The sequence below is a fragment of the Micromonospora sp. WMMD730 genome (assembly GCF_049178955.1).
Lineage (GTDB): Bacteria > Actinomycetota > Actinomycetes > Mycobacteriales > Micromonosporaceae > Micromonospora > Micromonospora wenchangensis.
The window spans coordinates 2,372,600-2,390,961 of record NZ_JBMHML010000002.1; the positions used below are offsets into that span (position 1 = coordinate 2,372,600).

Consider the following 18,362-nt stretch of genomic DNA (forward strand, 5'->3'; position numbering starts at 1 on the left):
CTCACCGGTGCCGACCTTCCGTTCGCGGCTGCGGGGCTCCGCTGCGCTGCACTCCTCGCGCTCACCGGATGATCAGGGTGTCGAGGTAGCCGGTCAGGTTGCGGCGGATCTCGGTCACCGAGTCACCACCGAACTTCTCCACCGCGGCCTCCGCGAGGACCAACGCCACCATCGCCTCCGCGACCACCGCAGCAGCGGGAACGGCACACACGTCGCTGCGCTGGTTGATCGCCGTCGCCGGCTCACCCGTGGCCACATCCACCGTCGACAACGCCCGGTTCAACGACGAGATCGGCTTCATCGCCGCCCGCACCCGCACCGGCTCACCCGTCGTGATCCCACCCTCCAAACCACCCGCCCGATCCGTCACCCGACGCACCCCCGTAGCGGTGGGCATGATCTCGTCGTGCGCCTCCGAACCCCGCGACCGCGCCTGCAACCACCCGTCCCCGATCTCCACACCCTTGATCGCCTGAATCGACATCAACGCGGTGGCCAACCGGGCATCGAGCTTGCGGTCCCACTGCACGTGACTACCCAGACCCGGCGGCACCCCGTACGCCAACACCTCCACCACCCCACCGAGGGTGTCCGCGGCCTTCTTCGCCGCGTCGACCTCCGCGACCATCCGCGCGCTCGCGTCCGGGTCGAGACACCGCAACGGGTCCGCGTCGATCCGCTGCGCATCCTCCGGCACCGGCCGCAAACCGGGCTTCACCGCCACCGACCCGAGTTCCACCACATGCGACACGATCTCAACACCGAGGGCCTGCTTGACCAGGGCCTTCGCCACGGCGCCCACAGCCACCCGGGCAGCCGTCTCCCGAGCGCTGGCCCGCTCCAGGATCGGCCGCGCATCCGTGTGACCGTACTTCTGCATCCCCGCCAGATCAGCGTGACCCGGCCGGGGACGCGTCAACGGGGCGTTACGGGCCTGACTCGCCAACTCGTCCGCATCGACCGGGTCGGCGGCCATCACCGTCCGCCACTTCGGCCACTCCGAGTTCCCCACCCGGATCGCCACCGGACTACCCAACGTCAACCCGTGCCGCACACCACCGACGACCTCGACCTCATCCTGCTCGAACGCCATCCGCGCACCCCGGCCGTAGCCGAGCCGACGACGCGCCAACTCACCTGCGATGTCACCGGAAGTCACCGCCACCCCGGCCGGCACCCCCTCCAACAACGCCACCAGAGCCGGACCATGCGATTCACCTGCAGTCAGCCAACGCAACACCGCCGTCACCCCCGCACGCCGGGCAGGGCGTGCGCCACCCCGACAGCGGCCGGGGCGTCGGCGGCGGCCGGGTTCCCGAGGTCGGCCAGGTGGCGGGCGTGGGCGGCGGCGAGGTGGCCCCCGGTCCGGGCGGTGCTGATCAGCACCGCCATGTTGGCCCGGGAGGACCGGCCGTGGGTGGCCGCGTCGACGGCGCGCATCAGGTACTTGGTGATGGCGTTGCCGCGTACGCCGTCCCGTCGGGCGGCCGCCATCGCCTCCTCGATGGCCCGGTCGACCTCGGCGTCGTCGACGGCCTCCGCGGCGTCGACCGGGGTGGTGATCAGGAAGGAGCTGTGGTTGCCCAGGGCCCAGTGGTTCTCCACCGCGCGGGCGATCACCGTCGCGTCGTCGACCCGGCAGGGGCTGGGGATGCCGCTGGAGACGCAGTAGAAGGCCGGGAAGTCGGCGGAGCGGTAGGAGACCACCGGCACCGAGTGGGTCTCCAGGTATTCCATGGTCAGCCCGAGGTCGAGGATCTTCTTGGCCCCGGCGCACACCACTGCCACCCGGGAACGGGTGAACTGGATGAGGTCCGAGGAGATGTCCATGCTCGTCTCGGCGCCCCGGTGCACCCCGCCGATGCCGGCGGAGGCGAAGAACGCGATGCCGGCCAGGTCGGCCGCGATCAGCGAACTCGCCACGGTCAGCGCGCCCATGCCACCCTGGGCGAGCGCCACCGGCAGGTCCCGGGCGCTGACCTTGGGGATGCCCGGCGTGGAGGCGAACCGTTCGATGTCCGCCGCCGTCATGCCGACCCGGATCACCCCGTCGTCGACGGCGACCGTCGCCGGCACCGCACCGCCCTCCCGGACGGCGTCCTCCACCCGGTGCGCGGTGGCGGCGTTGTCCGGGTACCGCAGGCCGTGGGTGATCACGTTGGACTCCAACGCCACCACGGCCCGTCCCTCGGCGAGGGCGTCGGCGACCTCCTCACTCAACCGCACCTCGACGGTGGAGTGGACCTTGCGTGTCATGCTGGCTCCTCGGTCGGTCCGGTCCGGTGCCCCGGGACCGGTGTCGGGCAGGGTGGGGTGCGGGCTAGGGCGGGTCGGGCTCGGTGCGGGCCGGGGATCGGCTCACTCCTCCAGGACCGCCTCCAGCGCGACGGACACCGCGTCCTCGTCGCAGCCGAAGGCCCGGGTCATGGCCCGGGTGACGGCGGTCACCAGCCGGTTGTGCTGCTCGTCGGTGAGCGCGATCGGCAGGTGGGAGATGCTCACGTGCGGGCGGACCGGGCGACGGCGGGAGCGGGCGGGCAGTGCCGCCACCACCTGGTGGACCCCCGGTTCGCGCAGCACCCCGTAGTGGTCGGCGGCCAGGTCGACGACGACGGGGGAGAGGTTGCGGCGGGCGGCGGCGGTGTCGAGGAAGGACTCCTGGTCACCCCGGGTACGCAGCACCGTCACCGGGGCCCGCACCGGCCGTCGGGCGAGTTCGGCCTCGGTGTGCCGTAGCCCGTACGTGCGGGCCACGACCCGGGTGATCCGGCGGACCAGCGGCAGGTCCAGGGCGGGGAAGTGCCGCTGGACGAACCCGGTGAAGGTCTCCTCGTCCGTGACGGTGGCCAGGCACTCGTCGATCACCGGGCCGGTGACGGTGCCGGCGAACACGGAGCACAGCACCGCCAGGTACGTCGGGTTGGCGAAGCTCGCCGGGCCGTCCGTGGCCGGGCCCTGCGGCACCCGGACCCGGGGTGACCCGGGGGCGATCAGGACGAGTTGGTCCACCTGCTCGCCGGCCTGCTCCAACTGGTACGCGGCCTCCACCGCCACCCGGGTGCCGAACGAGTAACCCCACAGCGTGTACGGGCCCCGGGGTTGCCGTTCCCGGATCGCCCGGATGTCCTCGGCCGCCATCCGGGAGATCGTCCGGTAGGGCTCCTCACCCGGGTTCACGCCGTACGCCTGTACGCCGTGGAAGGGACGCCCGGCGGTGCCGGCCAGCAGCCGCAGGTTCATCGGGTAGCCGCCGAGGCCCGGCCAGCAGTAGACGGAACGCCCCTCCCGGCCCCGCGCCAACGGCACCAGTCGGGACCTGCTCACCTGGTCCCGTTGCGCGACCCGTCGGGCGAGTTGGGCGACCGTCGGGTTGTCGAAGATGACCTGCATCGGCAGCGCCGCGCCGAACACCCGGTTGAGCCGGTTGATCAGGGCGACGGCGATCAGCGAGTTGCCGCCGCAGGCGAAGAAGTCGTCGTGGACGGAGACGTCGTCCTGGCGGACCGCCTCGGCCCACAGGCGGGCGATGCGGCGTTCCAGGTCGGTGCGGGGCGCGACGAACGGCCGTTGCGGGCCGGTGTCGTCGGCGACCCGGGCGGCGAGCGCCGTGAGGTCGGTCTTGCCGTTGGCGGTCAACGGCATCCGGTCGAGGATCACCACCTTGTTGGGCAGCATGTAGTCCGGCAGCCGACCGGCCAGGTCGTCGCGGATCAGCTCCGCCGGCCCCTTCATGTGGACGACGTCCTCCTTCATGCCCCGGCCGGCCACCTGGGCGGCGCTGACCCGCCCACCCACGGCGAAGTACGACGGACCGTCGGGCAGCCCGTGCCGGCGCAGGATGCCCCGGATGCGGTGGGCCGACGGCAGGTCGTGGCCGGTGTCGGAGCTGTAGCCGGAGGACATGAAGCCGAAGCCGCCGTCGTTCATGGACAGTCGTTGCAGGACGCGTCCCAGGTCGACGTAGCGCCGCCACCGGGTCGACGTCGTGCTGATCATGCTGATGCCGATCGCGGCCCGGTCGTACACCTGCTGGTTGATGGCGATGACGTGCTGGCGCTGCACGAGGGCGTCGTCGAGGCGGACCAGCTCGCCGTCGTGGTACCGGTACTGCCCGGCGGGCAGGTCGACGCCCCGGTCCGGGTGGACCTGGACGTACAGGTCGATCTCGTCGCGGGGCGGCGGGGCGTACGGCGTCACCGCGAAGCTGCCCAGGTAGAGGTCCTCGGCGGCGCAGTCGAGGTGCCGGATGGTCTGCGGCGCGTGATCGGTGGCGGTGATGCCCAGCCCGTACCCGGGCAGGACCTGTTCCAGCAGGCCGACCAGGTGGCCGGTCTCGATCTCCAGGACCTCGCGGATGTTGTCCTGGTAGACCGGTTCGATGGCCCGGCGTCGCCCGACGAGGTGCAGCCGGACGGTCGGCTCGGGTCGGGGCGGGGCCGGGCTGATCAGGACCAGCTCGTGGGTCAGCGGGTGGTGGTAGTAGTAGCCGGACGGCTGCCCCCACAGGTGGTGCAGCTCCAGGTAGACCTGGGTGGCGTTGAGCGCCCCGGGTGAGGCGTAGCCGTACTTGGGCAGCAGCCGTTCGTCGCTGACGAACTGCCCGAGGTAGCGGACGATCTCCCCGAAGGTGGCCAGGTCGAGCTGCCCGAGCGGGCGCGGTGGCACCGGGTCGGGCCGGGCCGGGCGCAGCAGCGCCAGCAGGTCGGCGTGGGTGACCGGCGGGCCCTCGTAGAACCGGTACGTCTTGCGGGCGAACACCCGCCGCACCTGCTCCGCGGTGGGTTCGGCCCCGGGCAGCGCGAGCACCGGCCGCCCGGTGAGCTCCTGCGGGGTACGCACCCCGACGTGCGACAACTGCGCCCGGACCTGGAGCCGGCTCTCCTTCGACCGGTGGTGGGCACCGTGGTGGCCCTGGTCCATCAGCGCGGCCTCGCGCGGGTTGAGTTCGACGACGGCGAGCAGGTGCGGATGGCCGGTACGCGGATCGTCGCGGACCAGCACCCCCGCGTGCCGGACCCACTGGTGGGCCTCCACGGCGAGGCGCACCTCGTCGAGTTCGACCCGGAACCCGCGCAGCTTCACCTGGTTGTCGACCCGCCCGACGAACCGTACGGTGCCGTCGTCCTGCCAGGCGGCCAGGTCGCCGGTGCGGTAGAGCCGTTCCCCGGTGACCGGGTCGGGCACGAACCGTTGCGCGGTCAACGCCGGCCGGTGCAGGTAGCCCCGGGCGAGCTGGATGCCGCCGATGAGCAGTTCCCCGACGGCGTCCCCGGTGACCGGGGCGTCGTCGGCGTCGACGATGACGTAACGCAGGCCGGTGACGGGCCGGCCGATCGACACGGACTGCCCGGTGGGGTCGAGCCCGGCCGGGTCGACGGTGAACGCCGAGGAGTTGATCGTGCACTCGGTGGGGCCGTAGAGGTTGACCAGCGTGGCCGGGTGCGCCTTGAGCACGTCGGCGGCCAGCGTGGTGGACAGCGCCTCGCCGCCGGTGAAGACCTGCCGCAGGCTGGTGCAGGTGCCGAGGCGCTCGGTGTCGACGAGCGCCCGCAGCAGGGTCGGTACGCACTGCAGGGCGGTCACGCCGTGCCGGCGGATGCTCGCGATGATGGCCTCGGGGTCGCGGTGCAGGCCGGGGGTGCCGGCGACGACCGTGCCGCCGCAGGCCGGGGCGAGGATCTCCCACTGCGCGGCGTCGAAGCTCATCGGGGTCTTCTGCAGGACGACGGCCTCGTCGAGCCGGTAGGTGTCCCGCAGCCAGCGCAGTTGGCTGACGATGCTGCGGTGCTCGATCATCACCCCCTTGGGTCGCCCGGTGCTGCCGGAGGTGTAGATGACGTAGGCCAGGTCGCGGGGGCGTGGCCGGTGGTCGGGCACGTCGGGCGGGGATGTGTCGTGCCAGGCGCTCAGCGGCACGACGGCGGTGTCGGGCGGGACCAGGTCGGTCAGCCGTTCGACGAGGTCGTCCTGGGCGACGACGAGGCGGATCCGGGCGTCGGCGGCCATGTAGCGCAGCCGCTCGTCGGGGTAGTCGGGGGCCAGCGGCAGGTAGGCCGCCGAGGCGTACAGGATGCCCCAGGCCCCGACGACGAGCCCGGCGGACGGCTCGGCGAACAGGCCGACCCGGTCGTCGGGGCCGGCACCGCGTTCGCGGAGCTGGGCGGCGAGGGCACGAGCCCGGCGGGCCAGTTCCCGGCGGGTGACGCCGTCCGGCCCGTGCCGGACGGCGACCGCGTCGGGGTCCGCCCGGACCTGCTCGTCGAGCAGGTCCGGCAGGGTGGCGGCGGGTGGGTGGTGGGCGTCTTCGCCCGGGTCGTGGGTGTCGGTGGTGGCGGGCGTGGTGCGCATGCTTCCCCCTGTGGTGGGTGACGCCTCACCGGCTGGTCAGCGCGGGTGACGCCACCGGCTCCGCGGCGGGTGGCGGTGCCGGCGGGGACGACCTGCGTTGGGCGAGGGCGACTGCGGCGACGATGACCAGGCCGCCGACGAGCTGGGTCAGGCTGAGCCGTTGGTCGAGGAAGGCGAAGCCCAGCAGGCTGGCGACGATCGGGCTGACCAGGCTGAGGAACGACGCGGCCAGGGCGGGTAGCCGTTCCAGGCCGCGGAACCAGACGGCGTAGCCGAACAGCGAGCCGACGATCCCCAGGTAGGCCAGTCCGGCGAGGTTGGGGCCGGTGAGGTGGTCGGGCAGCCCCTCCATCAGCAGGGTGGTGGGGAGCAGGACGAGCCCGCCGGCGGTGAGCTGCCAGCCGGTGAACTGCAACACCCCCACCCCGGGCGGTCGGGCCCAGCGTTTGGTCAGCACGATCCCGCTGGCCATGCTGGCCGCGCCGGCCAGCGCCGCGACGACGCCGAGCGGGTCGAGCGCGGCGGTCGGGCGCAGCACCAGCAGCGCGACCCCGGTCGCCCCGAGCAGGCACGCCACGACGTGCAGCGGCCGGATCCGGTCGCGCAGCAGCAGCGCGGCGAGGATCAGCACCAGCATCGGCTGGAACGACATGATCAGCGCCGCGACGCCGCCGGGCAGCCGGTAGGCGGCGATGAAGAGCAGCACGAAGAACAGGCCGATGTTGAGGGTGCCGAGCACCAGCGCCCGCCAGATCCAGGTGCCGCGCGGCACCACCCGTCCGAGCGCCATCAGGGCGAGCCCGGCGGGCAGGGCGCGGGCCAGGGCGGCCAGGTAGGGCCGGCCCGGGGGCAGCAGCTCGGTGGTGACGAGGTACGTGCTGCCCCAGATCGCCGGGGCCAGCGCGGTGAGCCCGACGTCGCCGATTCCGCCGCGCCTCATCGGGGCTGGTCCGTGCCGAAGTAGCGGTCACCGAAGTCGCCGATGCCGGGCACCATGTAGGCGTCGGCGTTGAGGCGCTCCTCGATGGCGGAGGTGACGATCCGGACCCGGGGGTACCGGGCGTGGACCGCGCTGATGCCCTCCGGGGAGGAGAGCAGGGTGACGAAGACGATGTCCTCCTCGAACACCCCGTACTCGCGCAGCAGCCCGAGGGCGGCCAGCGCGGTGCCGCCGGTGGCGAGCATCGGGTCCAGCAGCAGCACCTGGGACGTGGCGATGTCCGGTGGCAGGGCCGCGTAGTGGAAGTGCGGCAGCTTCGTCGTCTTGTCCCGCTGGATCAGGATCTTGCCGATCCGGGTCTGCGGCAGCATGGCCCGCAGTTCGCCCTCCATGCTCTCGCCCGCGCGGGCGATGGACACCCCGCAGACCGGCGCGGCCGGGCGCAGCCCGTGGTAGGTCTGCCCGACCGGGGTGCGCACCGGCGTGGGGACGACCGGGAGCAGGTCCAGGGCGGTGTCGAGGAGCTGCCGGAAGATCTGGGCGGAGGTCTGCACGAAGTCGGCCCGGGAGGCGTCGCGGTCCCGGATGACCGTGTGCAGCGCACGCAGCCGGTTGGTCTGCGGCAGCAGGTGCAGCCGGTCGGCCACGGCGGGGTCGGTCACGGTGCGGGTGGTCACGGTGCGGGCGGTCACGGTGGGGTCGATGGCGGTGTCGGTCATGGTTCTCAGTCCTGTCCGGCGAGGTCGGCGAACGCCTGGCGGGCGGCGGTGACGAACCGGCGCACCTTGGCCCGGTCCTTGCGACGGTCGGGGCCCTCCAGGCCGGTGTGCGCGTCGACGGCGGCGGGGCGTACCGCCGCGATGGCCGCCGCCACGTTGTCGGGGTTCAGGCCACCGGCGAGCATCAGCGGCCGGGGCGCGATCCGGACCAGCTCGGCGCTGACCGACCAGTCGTGGGTCAGACCGGTCGCGCCCTTGGCCCCGGTGGCGGGGTTGAAGCTGTCGGTGATGTACATGTCGACCCACTCGGCGCTCTCGTCGACGATCTTGGTCAGCTCGTCGATGTTGTCCTCCTTGACCACCAGGCTCTTGAGGACGTAGAGGTCGGGGTCGATCCGGCGCAGCTTCTCCAGCTGGGCGGGCTCGACGTCGCCGTGCAGCTGCACGGCGGTGACACCGAGTTCGGCGCAGAACTGCCGGATCTCGTCGGCCTCGGTCAGGTAGGTGATCAGGACGCCCCGGTGCCGGGGCTGGATCGCCGCGACGATGGCCGCGGCGTCGGCCTCGGACAGGTCCTCGTTCTTCGCCGGCAGCCGCAGGGCGAACCCCAGCCAGTCGGCGCCCTCCGCGCAGATCAGGTCGGCCTCGTCCTGGTCGATGACCCCGGCCACCTGGATCAGTCCCTGCATCTGCTGCTCCCTCTCTGTGCGAAAAACCGCTCGGATCTCCACCGACGGAAATCCCACGTGTGCGTCGACCAATCCGTGGCGGCCGGGGATCCGGGACGGGCCCGGCCGCGTGGTCGACTCGACGGGAGAAACGTACGAAACAAACGGCACCGGGGGACAGGCCCATGTCCGGCCCCGCGTCGGTGCCACTTCCACCGATGGCCCCGCCCGACGACGAAGCGGCCCCACCTGCGCACGGTGGAGCCGAAAAGGATTCGCCATGTCATTGTTTGAATTCTCGCGAACAATTCATGAATGGCACAGCCCCGCTGAGCGCGAAACGGCCGCCGATGACGGGACACGCCGTCACGACGATGCCACGGAATTGCCCGGACCCCTTGCTATCACTGTGCCGAGGAGGTCCACCAGTGACAACGAGTTCCACACCCGCCGCGGTTTCCGTCTCCGCGGCCGACCCGCACCCGCGCCGGCGCATCGACCTGTGCGGTACCCATCTGTCGTACGTCGACGTGGGGGCCGGCGACCCGATCGTGTTCCTGCACGGCAACCCCACGTCCTCGTACCTGTGGCGCAACGTCATCCCGGCGGTCCGCGACCTGGGCCGTTGCCTCGCGCCCGACCTGGTCGGGATGGGCGACTCCGGTCCGGCGTCCGACGGCGGCTACCGCTTTACCGACCAAGTGCGCCACCTCGACGCCTGGTTCGACGCCGTGGTGGGCGACCAGCCGGTCACGCTGGTGCTGCACGACTGGGGTTCGGCGCTGGGGTTCCACTGGGCGGCCCGTCACCCCGACCGGGTCCGGGCCGTCGCCTACATGGAGGCGATCGTCCAACCCCGCCGGTGGAGCGACTTCGAGGCCGGCCGCGACCAGCTCTTCCGCGCCATGCGCTCAGCCGAGGGGGAACGCCTGGTGCTCGAGGAGAACTTCTTCGTCGAGGTGGTGCTGCCCCGCAGCGTGGTGCGCCCGCTGTCGGAGGCGGAGCTGGACCGCTACCGCCGGCCGTTCGGTGACCCCGACTCCAGGCGGCCCACCCTCGCCTTCCCCCGGGAGCTGCCCATCGAGGGCGAACCGGCGGACGTGACCGCCGTCGTCGAGGAGTACGGTCGCTGGCTGGCCGCCTCCCCGGTGCCGAAGCTGCTGGTGGTCGCCGAGCCGGGGGCGTTGCTGACCGGTCGGGCCCTGGCGTTCGCCCGGACCTTCCCGAACCAGCGCGAGGTCACCGTCACCGGCAGCCACTACGTGCAGGAGGACTCGCCGGACGAGATCGGCGCCGCCCTGCGGGACTTCGTCGCCGGCCGGTGAACGCGGCCGTGGGGCGGGCGGTGGGAAACCGCCCGCCCCACGTGGCTGCTCAGGCCGCCGAGGTGGCCCGCTCCTCCTGCGGCGACTCGACCGTCGCCGACGAGGCGCTCAGCTCCCGCAGGATCGACTGCTCGGTGCGGGTCCGTGCCACGTCCAGCCCACCGTCCTCGTCGGTCAGCAGGAGCTGGGCGAACTGCGCGCGCACCTCACGCTTGAGCACCTTGCCGGTGACCCCCAGCGGGATCTTGGTGTCCCCCTTGGAGACGACCGTCGCGGCCAGCTCGTGCTTGCCCGCCGCCCGCAGCGCCCGGTTGATCCGGGTCAGCAGCTCCTCGGCGGTGAGGTCCGACCCGTCGATCAGGCGCAGCGCGGCGATCGGGGCGAACGAGGTCGGCTCGACCGGGTCGACCACCCCGACGACGGCGCAGTCCACCACCGCCCGGCACGCCTTGAAGATCTCCTCCTCGAGGGTGAGGCTGTAGACCGGGCCGCGCCGCGTCGTGATCACGTCCGTGGTCCGGTCGTAGTGGTAGAACCGGCCCTTGTCGTCCTTGTAGCCGATGTCGCCGGTGAGCCAGTAGCCGTTGCGGATCGACTTGTGCGTCAACTCGTGGTTGCCCCAGTAGCCCAGGGTCACCGTCGGGGTGTGCACCGCCAGGTAGCCGACCTGGTTGGGGCCGAGCTCCCGACCGTCCTCGTCGAAGACGACCGCGTCCTCGACGATCGGCTCCGGGTAGCCGACACAACGGTTGTAGGCGTTGGTCTTGGGGCCGTGGATGTTGAGGAACAGGGCCATGCCCATCTCCGAGGCGCCCAACCCGTCGAGGTAGTGCGACCCCGGCCGCCAGCTGCCGTTCTCCCGGTGCCGGCCGAGCCGGACCAGCTCCCGGACGTGGGCCTCGTGCGAGGCGTCCGCCGTGCTGATCCAGGTCGTCACGTTCGACGCGGCGGACGGCTCCAGGCCGAGCGCGAGCATCTCGGTGAAGGTGATCGGGAAGCCGGTCACCACGCTGGGCTTCCACCACCGCATCGCCTCGGCCACCGTCGCCCCGTCCTGGGACTCCATGACCAGCGTGGGCAGGCCGATGAGGGTGGCCATCATCATGTAGCTGTAGCCCGACGAGTGCGAGGCCGGGAAGGCCAGCAGCATCTTGTCGTCCGGGCCCGACGGCAGCGTCATGATCCGGGGGCGCTTGCCGGCGAAGAACTGGCGGTGGCCGAACGTGGCGGCCTTCGGCATGCCGGTGGTGCCCGAGGAGTGCGAGATGAGCACCGGGTCGCGGTCGCCGTGCCGGTACGGGTAGACCCCGGGCAGCGGGCCGGCCGGCGGCGCGGCGTGCATCGCCTCCTGCGAGGCGGTGAACCGGAACGGACGCGCGTCGGCCATCCCGTTGAGCAGCGGGCCGAGCTTGTCCGCGTCGACCACCACGCCGACGGCGTCGAGCCGGGAGAGGTACTTGGCGGCGGTGTCGGGCACCATGTTCGGGTTGATCACGGCGGGGATCGCGCCGAGGCTGTTGAGCGCCAGGAAGTGCACGAAGCTCGCCATGCCGTTGCGGGTGAAGACCCCCACCCGGTCGCCGTGGGTCACCCCGGCGTTGTGGTACCACCGGGCGTACCGCTCGGTCTGGTCGCGCAGCGTCGCCAGGCTGTAGACGACCAGGTCGTCCGGGCCACCGCCGGGCGGCAGGTGGTGGAACAGCGGGGCGTCGTGGTCCTGCCCCCGCTCCAGGGCGTGCCACAGGAAGTCACCCGCGCCGAGCTGACGGGTGGCCAGCAGCTCCAGCCGGGCCCGCAGCCCCCGGTGCGACCGCCCGAAGTGCATACGCGGGACCGATGCCAGATAACGCTGTAGTGACCTGAGCTTCATGGTGCCTCCTCGGTGCTTCGGTGCGGCCAGATGGCCTCGGGGTCGGGCAGGGGTTCGGTCAGCGCGTCGAGATGGGCGCGCCAGTCGTGCAACCGCCGCGCGTCGACGGGGGCGGTCGGCTCTCCGTTGATCCGGGTCAGGACCCGGATTCCGTGCAGGGCACTGGTGATCCACACCTCGCTGTCGAGCAGCTCCGCCACGCTGGGCAGCCGGTGGCGTACCGGCATCCCCAGCTCGGCGCAGCGGTCGAGCAGCAGCCGCCGGGTGACGCCGGGCAGGATCCGCCCGTCCTCCGGTGGGGTGTGCAGGACGCCCGACGACCACCAGTAGATGGTGCTGAACGCCCCCTCGCGGATCCGACCGTGCTCGTCGCAGAGCAGGGCCTCGTCGGCGTCCGCGTCGTGGGCGGCGGCTCTGATCTTCTCCAGCTCCTCGAAGTCCGGCCCCTTGAGGTGGGGCAGCCGCCGGGGGTCCGGATGCGGCCACAGCCAGCCACGGGCCTCACCGACCCGGGGCGGGGCGGGCCGCAGCCGCAGGGCCAGCCGCTGGGTGGGAACCAGGTGCAGTTCGATGCGGGGAAACCACACCCCGGAACGGGGCAGCGCCGTGGTGACCGACGCCCCGAAGGACGCCACCCGGTGCGCCGAGACCCCGAACCGTCGTACGGCCGCGCCGAAGCGCTGCCAGTGCAGGCGGTACGCCCGGGCCCGGCCGTCGGTCAGGAGCCAGGAGTCGGCCACCACGGGGCGGTAACGACTGTCCTCGATTCCTTCGCGGACCCCCGTCTCCCACAGCAGCAGGGGGGCGGCCCGAGTCGCCGACGGCATCTTCTTCTCCGATCCGTGGTGTGTCGCCGATTGGCTGGGCCGACCATAGGGCGGCCGTGAGGTCCCGCTCCAGAGCCACGTTGACGCCGTGCTCCGGGCCACTTGTCGCCCGCCGGCTTTGGACCCGTGCGAACCCCTGATGTGGCCCTGTACCGACCGTGGCCGGGTGCCTATCGTCGCTACCTACCGTGATCGCTGTTCACATTCGTCACCGTCCGTCGGCACGTCCGGCCCGGTGGGGGCGGGGGCACCGACCGCACGGACCGGCAGCCCGAGCCGCCGCGTTTCCAGCCAGACAGAGGGGAGTACGCCGTGACCGCCGTCATCGAACCCACTCAGGACACCTATCGGGTGGACGAGTTCGTCGAGGCCGCCCGAGCGAGGGCGGGAGTTGCGGACTTCGAGTTCGCGCACCTGGACGCCCTCGACCGGCTGCTGCGGGCGTTGGACACCGAGGGTGGCCTCAACGAGGCCGGTCGCCGGTCGGTCCGGGGCGCCCTGGTCGCCGCGCTGGCCACCCAGGCCGCCGCGCACCGGGCCCGGGTGAAGAACCCGGAGATCGCCTCGGTCGAGATCAACCAGCCGGTGTTCATCACGGGCATGACCCGCAGCGGCACCACGCTGATGCACAACCTGCTCGGCCAGCACCCGGACCTGCGTTCCCCCGACCTGTGGGAGCTGATGGCCCCGGCGACCGACGACCGCGACGAGGCGACCCGCCAGGCGCTCGTGCAGGCCGCGGAGAACTTCTGCACCGACTACTACACCGTCGCGCCGGCGCTCAAGCCGGTGCACCTGTGGGAGCCGCACCGCCCCGACGAGGACCACCGGCTGACCGCGCCGACGTTCAAGACGATGGCGTACGAGCTGCGCTACACCGTGCCCTCCTACGGCGAGTGGCTGCGCACCCAGGACCAGTACGACGCCTACGACTACCACCGGTACCTGATGCAGCACATCGTCTGGCGGGTGCCCACCGACACGCTGGTCCTCAAGGACCCGTTCCACCTGTGGCGGGCCGACGCGCTCGCCCGCACCTACCCGGACGCCCGGCTGATCTACATGCACCGCGCCCCGAGCGTCACCATCCCCTCCACCTGCAGCCTCACCGAGATCATTCGACTCGCGCGCGCCGACCGGGTGGACCGCCTCGCGCTGGGTAAGCTCTGGACCGAGCGCTTCGCCCAGATGCTCGACCTGTTCGCGCGGGCCGAGCAGGAGCAGCTCGCCGGCACCCCGGTGCTCGACGTCGACTACCAGCGTCTGATGGCCGACCCGATCGCGGTGATGGCCGAGATCTGCGACTTCCTCGGTGCCCGCTGGGACGGCGAGGTCGAGAAGGCGTTCCGCGACTACCTCGCCGCGAACCGCAAGGACAAGCTCGGCAAGCACGTCTACCGGGCCGAGGACTACGGTCTGGACGCCGACGAGCTGGACGAGCGCTTCTCCGCGTACCTGACGAAGTACCAGATCGGAGGACGGGCGTGAGCACCACGTCGGAGCCCACGGTGCTGGAGACGGTCACCGAGCAGGTCCGCGCCTTCGCCCGTACGGTGGACGGCGCCCCCACGGTCACCATCGGCATCGTGACCCCGCTGTCCCTGCCGGGCGACCCGACGGCCGGCACGCTGACCGCACGCGGGGCCCTGATCGGCGCGGAGTACGTCCGCGACCACGGCGGCATCCGCGACGGCCTGCAGTTCGACTTCGTCGTCCGCGACGACCAGGAGACCGTCACCCTCGACGGCGGCACGATGCCCCGCTCGGCGGTCGGCGCGCTGGCGAAGGTCGCGATCGTCGACCGGGCGCTGGCCGTGCTGGGGCCCTGGCACCTGCGCTACACCGAGGAGGTCGCCGACCTCGCCGACCGGATCGGGGTGCCGCTGTTCATCGAGAACGCCCACCCCGGGGTCACCGCGCGCAAGCGCCGGGCGGTCTTCCGCACGTTCACCTCGATGGCCGAACGCGCCCCGGTGCTGATCCGGTTCGCCGCCGACCAGGGCTTCCGGCGGGTCGGCCTGATCCACGCCGACACGGTCTTCGGGCGCAGCGCCGCCGCGCTGCTCACCGCCGAGTTGCAGGCGGCCGAGGAGCCCATGGAGCTGTACTCGGTGGAGTTCGACCAGGAGTCGACGACGGACCTGCGTCCCCAGCTGCGCGAGATCCAGCAGTGGGGGCCGGACGTGGTGATCAACGTGGGGGTGGTGCGTACCAACCACCTCATCGTGCAGCAGGCGGCGGAGATCGGGCTGCTGCCGAAGGTGCCCATGCTGGCGCCGTTCCAGTGGCCGCTGCGGGCGCCGGACTACTGGAAGGCGCTCGGCGCGCACGGCCTGCACATGGTGTGGCCGGCCACCCAGTTCAGCCCGAACTGGTCGGGGCTCACCCCGATCGGCAGGTGGTTCGTGGACCGCTACCGCGACACGTACGGCACGATGCCGCCGGACACCGCCCTCAACGCCTTCACCGACATCACGATCATCGCGCAGGCCCTGCGGCAGGCGGACCGGGTCGGCCGGGCGGAACTGATCGACGCGCTGGAGAAGGGCACCTTCGACACCTGGCGCGGCCCGGTCAGCTTCACCCGGGGCGAGACCCACTGGCACCACAGCCCGCCCCCGGTGGTGCTCCAGCAGTACCAGGAGATCGACCAGGACATCTCCACCGTGCCGATCGTCTACCCGCCCGAGCTGCGTACCGCCGGGTACGTGCGGCCGGGCTCCTCGACCTGACCGGCCTGACCGGCCGACACCTGTGGGGAGACAACGCCATGGCGTTCACTTCGACCGCATCCGAAACCTCATCCGACCTGCGGATGTCCTACCTCGACGTGCTCGAGGCCGAGGCGGTGCACATCATCCGCGAGGTGGCGGGCACGCTGGAGCGTCCCGTCCTGCTGTTCAGCGGCGGTAAGGACTCCGCCGTCATGCTCCACCTGGCCCTCAAGGCGTTCCTGCCGGGCCAGCTGCCCTTCCCCGTACTGCACGTCGACACCGGGCACAACTTCCCCGAGGTGATCGAGTACCGCGACAAGGTCGTGGCGGAGCACCAGCTCACGCTGCGGGTGGCGCACGTGCAGGACTACATCGACGACGGTCGGCTCACCGAGCGGCCCGACGGCAGCCGCAACCCGTTGCAGACCGTCCCGCTGCTCGACGCCATCACCCAGCACCGCTTCGACGCCGTGTTCGGCGGCGGGCGGCGCGACGAGGAGAAGGCGCGGGCCAAGGAGCGGGTGTTCTCGCTGCGCGACGAGTTCGGGCAGTGGGACCCCCGCCAGCAGCGCCCCGAGCTGTGGAACCTGTACAACGGCCGGCACGATCCGGGCGGGCACGTACGGGTCTTCCCGCTGTCGAACTGGACCGAGCTCGACGTGTGGCACTACATCGCCCGGGAGGAGATCCCCCTGCCGGCCATCTACTTCGCCCACCAGCGTGAGGTCTTCCTGCGCAACGGGATGTGGCTGGCGCCGGGGGAGTGGGGCGGTCCGCGCCGCGACGAGCAGGTGCAGGAACGCACCGTGCGGTACCGCACCGTCGGTGACATGTCCTGCACGGGCGCCCTGGAGTCGGGGGCCGCGACCATCGACGAGGTGATCGCCGAGATCAGTCTGTCCCGGATCACCGAGCGCGGTTCGAGCCGGGCCGACGACCGGATGTCCGACACCGCCATGGAGGACCGCAAGCGGGAGGGGTACTTCTAGTGACCACACTCAGCCTCGACACCACGCGTGACGGCGAGCTGCTGCGGCTCGCCACCGCGGGCAGCGTCGACGACGGAAAGTCCACCCTGGTGGGCCGGCTGCTCTACGACTCGAAGTCGGTGCTGGCCGACCAGTTGGAGGCGGTCGAGTCCGCCAGCCGTGCCCGTGGCTACGGCCAGGCCGACCTCGCCCTGCTGACCGACGGGCTGCGGGCCGAACGCGAGCAGGGCATCACCATCGACGTCGCCTACCGCTACTTCGCCACCGGCAACCGCCGGTTCATCCTGGCCGACACCCCCGGGCACGTGCAGTACACCCGGAACATGGTCACCGGCGCGTCCACCGCGCACCTGGCCGTGATCCTGGTCGACGCCCGGCACGGCGTGGTGACCCAGACCCGACGGCACACCGCGGTGGCCGCGTTGCTGCGCACCCCGCACGTGGTGCTGGCGGTCAACAAGATGGACCTGGTCGGCTTCGCCGAGGACCGGTTCGCCGAGATCGACGACGAGTTCCGCCGGCTGGCGGGTTCGCTCGGGGTTCCCGACGTGCGGTCCATCCCGTTGTCGGCGCTGCGCGGCGACAACGTCGTCGACGCTTCGACCGAGATGCCCTGGTACACCGGGCCGACCTTCCTGCAGCACCTGGAGCGGGTGGACCTCGACGAGGACCTGACCGCCCTGCCGGCCCGGCTGCCGGTGCAGTACGTCCTGCCCGACGGGTCGCTCGCCGGTCAGCTCGTCGCCGGCCAGCTCCGTCTCGGGCAGCAGGTCCTGGTCACGCCCGGCGGCCGGCCGGCGGTGGTCACCGCCCTCCAGCGGCTCGGCACGCCGATCGAGAACGCCCGGGCCGGCATGTCGGTCAGCGTGAAGCTCGACGGGGCGGGCGAGGTGGGACGCGGCGACATGATCGTCGCGGCGGACCGGATCCCGACGACGACCCGGCAGGTCACCGCGACGCTCTGCCACGTCGCCGAGCGTCGGCTCGGTGAGGGCGCCCGGGTCCTCGTCCAGCACCAGACCCGGGTGGTCGAGGCGACGGTGGCGTCGATCGTCGACCGCCTCGACCTGGCCACCCTGGAGCACACCCCGAACTCCGACCCGCTGGTGGTCAACGACATCGCGACCGTGGTGCTGGACCTCGACGAGCCGATCGCCGCGGACCCGTACCGGCTCATCCGGGGCACCGGGTCGCTGCTGCTCATCGACCCCGCCGACGGGGCGACCCTCAGTGCCGGCCTGGTGGGTCCGGCTTTCCGATGAATCAACCGAAGGATGTACGACGGTGCCCGAAGTGAACCGAATCCTGGTGGACATGTTCGTCGACCCGGTGTGCCCGTGGGCGTGGCTGACGTCCCGGTGGCTGCTCGACGCCGAGCGGCAGCGCCCGATCGACGTACGGTTCAAGATCATGAGCCTGTCCGCGCTCAACGAGGGACGTGCCGACATCGACGCGTTCTACCAGCGCAACATCGGACCGTGGCGGCGGCCGGTGCGGGTGCTGATGGCGGCCGAGCAGCAGCACGGGCCGGACGCCGTCCGGTCGCTCTACGACGCCATGGGCACCCGCCGGCACGTCAAGGGCCAGTCGTACGGGCCGGCCCTGTACAAGGCGGCGCTCACCGAGTGCGGCCTGCCCGGTGAGCTGGCCGACGCGGCGGACGACGCCGGGCTCGACGACGCGGTGCGCAAGAGCCACCAGGCGGGCATGCAGCCGGTCGGGCTGGACGTCGGCACCCCGACGATCCACGTGCACGTGCCCGGCGGCGACCCGGTGGCGCTGTTCGGCCCGGTGGTCACCCCCGCCCCGCGGGGCGAGGACGCCGCCCGGCTCTGGGACGGCTTCCTCCTGGTCGCCCAGACACCCGGGTTCTACGAGCTCAAGCGCAGCCGCACGAGTGGCCCGCAGACCCGCTGACGACCGGCCGGGGCGGTGCCATCGATGGAGATGGCACCGCCCCGG

At 72.0% G+C, this 18,362-nt stretch carries 14 protein-coding genes; 6 read left to right on the top strand and 8 right to left on the bottom strand.

Features of this window, described 5'->3' with window-relative positions:
- Positions 1–61: 61 nt before the first annotated feature.
- The 6 genes from aroC to ACN265_RS10515 all read right to left on the bottom strand — a co-directional run bounded on the left by aroC (position 62) and on the right by ACN265_RS10515 (position 8,696).
- Positions 62–1,240: a chorismate synthase gene (gene aroC / locus ACN265_RS10490; RefSeq protein ID WP_421407124.1), complete on the bottom strand. Its 1,179-nt coding sequence runs from the start codon at positions 1,238–1,240 to the stop codon at positions 62–64.
- Positions 1,241–1,245: 5 nt separating this feature from the next.
- Positions 1,246–2,256 (bottom strand): pseudouridine-5'-phosphate glycosidase, encoded by a 1,011-nt coding sequence (locus tag ACN265_RS10495; protein ID WP_421407125.1) that lies wholly within the window; start codon positions 2,254–2,256, stop codon positions 1,246–1,248.
- A 102-nt stretch (positions 2,257–2,358) separates the two neighbouring features.
- A complete protein-coding gene (locus ACN265_RS10500) occupies positions 2,359–6,348 on the bottom strand; it encodes an amino acid adenylation domain-containing protein (RefSeq protein ID WP_421407126.1) in 3,990 nt (1,329 codons plus the stop codon).
- A gap of 25 nt (positions 6,349–6,373) precedes the next feature.
- Positions 6,374–7,288: an EamA family transporter gene (locus ACN265_RS10505; RefSeq protein ID WP_420117549.1), complete on the bottom strand. Its 915-nt coding sequence runs from the start codon at positions 7,286–7,288 to the stop codon at positions 6,374–6,376.
- The gene (gene upp / locus ACN265_RS10510; RefSeq protein WP_421407128.1) at positions 7,285–8,007 is read right to left on the bottom strand and encodes a uracil phosphoribosyltransferase; all 723 of its coding nucleotides are present in this window, start codon (positions 8,005–8,007) and stop codon (positions 7,285–7,287) included. The genes ACN265_RS10505 and upp overlap by 4 nt, the downstream gene beginning before the upstream one ends.
- A 5-nt stretch (positions 8,008–8,012) precedes the next feature.
- Complete coding sequence (locus ACN265_RS10515) at positions 8,013–8,696, bottom strand: phosphoribosylanthranilate isomerase (protein ID WP_204923268.1); 684 nt, start codon at positions 8,694–8,696, stop codon at positions 8,013–8,015.
- 407 nt (positions 8,697–9,103) lie between these two features.
- On the opposite strand from ACN265_RS10515, the gene ACN265_RS10520 reads away from it, so the two are divergent.
- A complete protein-coding gene (locus ACN265_RS10520; RefSeq protein WP_421407129.1) occupies positions 9,104–10,000 on the top strand; it encodes a haloalkane dehalogenase in 897 nt (298 codons plus the stop codon).
- A 49-nt stretch (positions 10,001–10,049) separates the two neighbouring features.
- On the opposite strand, the gene ACN265_RS10525 is transcribed toward ACN265_RS10520, so the two are convergent.
- A complete protein-coding gene (locus ACN265_RS10525) occupies positions 10,050–11,870 on the bottom strand; it encodes a class I adenylate-forming enzyme family protein (RefSeq protein WP_204923267.1) in 1,821 nt (606 codons plus the stop codon).
- Positions 11,867–12,697: an aminotransferase class IV gene (locus ACN265_RS10530; protein WP_420118281.1), complete on the bottom strand. Its 831-nt coding sequence runs from the start codon at positions 12,695–12,697 to the stop codon at positions 11,867–11,869. Before ACN265_RS10530 ends, ACN265_RS10525 begins: the two co-directional genes overlap by 4 nt.
- Positions 12,698–13,009: 312 nt before the next feature.
- Between ACN265_RS10530 and ACN265_RS10535 the strand changes: the two genes are divergently transcribed.
- From ACN265_RS10535 to ACN265_RS10555, 5 genes are read left to right on the top strand one after another with little or no spacing between them, the layout of a single operon-like run.
- The gene (locus tag ACN265_RS10535; RefSeq protein ID WP_357929356.1) at positions 13,010–14,185 is read left to right on the top strand and encodes a sulfotransferase family protein; all 1,176 of its coding nucleotides are present in this window, start codon (positions 13,010–13,012) and stop codon (positions 14,183–14,185) included.
- Complete coding sequence (locus ACN265_RS10540; protein WP_204923264.1) at positions 14,182–15,429, top strand: ABC transporter substrate-binding protein; 1,248 nt, start codon at positions 14,182–14,184, stop codon at positions 15,427–15,429. Before ACN265_RS10535 ends, ACN265_RS10540 begins: the two co-directional genes overlap by 4 nt.
- 38 nt (positions 15,430–15,467) lie before the next feature.
- Positions 15,468–16,400: a sulfate adenylyltransferase subunit CysD gene (gene cysD / locus ACN265_RS10545; RefSeq protein WP_357929352.1), complete on the top strand. Its 933-nt coding sequence runs from the start codon at positions 15,468–15,470 to the stop codon at positions 16,398–16,400.
- Positions 16,400–17,662 carry a sulfate adenylyltransferase subunit 1 gene (locus ACN265_RS10550; RefSeq protein WP_421407132.1) on the top strand — a complete coding sequence of 421 codons (1,263 nt, stop codon included), beginning with the start codon at positions 16,400–16,402 and terminating at the stop codon, positions 17,660–17,662. The genes cysD and ACN265_RS10550 overlap by 1 nt, the downstream gene beginning before the upstream one ends.
- Positions 17,663–17,714: 52 nt before the next feature.
- Positions 17,715–18,317, top strand: coding sequence for a disulfide bond formation protein DsbA (locus tag ACN265_RS10555; RefSeq protein WP_204923594.1), 603 nt, complete (start codon positions 17,715–17,717; stop codon positions 18,315–18,317).
- Positions 18,318–18,362 lie beyond the last annotated feature (45 nt).

Coding starts and splice junctions, on each gene's coding strand:
- ACN265_RS10495 (WP_421407125.1), bottom strand. CDS start 2,256: ATGACACGCAAGGTCCACTCCACCGTCGAGGTGCGGTTGAGTGAGGAG.
- ACN265_RS10500 (WP_421407126.1), bottom strand. CDS start 6,348: ATGCGCACCACGCCCGCCACCACCGACACCCACGACCCGGGCGAAGAC.
- ACN265_RS10505 (WP_420117549.1), bottom strand. CDS start 7,288: ATGAGGCGCGGCGGAATCGGCGACGTCGGGCTCACCGCGCTGGCCCCG.
- upp (WP_421407128.1), bottom strand. CDS start 8,007: ATGACCGACACCGCCATCGACCCCACCGTGACCGCCCGCACCGTGACC.
- ACN265_RS10515 (WP_204923268.1), bottom strand. CDS start 8,696: ATGCAGGGACTGATCCAGGTGGCCGGGGTCATCGACCAGGACGAGGCC.
- ACN265_RS10525 (WP_204923267.1), bottom strand. CDS start 11,870: ATGAAGCTCAGGTCACTACAGCGTTATCTGGCATCGGTCCCGCGTATG.
- ACN265_RS10530 (WP_420118281.1), bottom strand. CDS start 12,697: ATGCCGTCGGCGACTCGGGCCGCCCCCCTGCTGCTGTGGGAGACGGGG.
- cysD (WP_357929352.1), top strand. CDS start 15,468: ATGGCGTTCACTTCGACCGCATCCGAAACCTCATCCGACCTGCGGATG.
- ACN265_RS10555 (WP_204923594.1), top strand. CDS start 17,715: ATGTTCGTCGACCCGGTGTGCCCGTGGGCGTGGCTGACGTCCCGGTGG.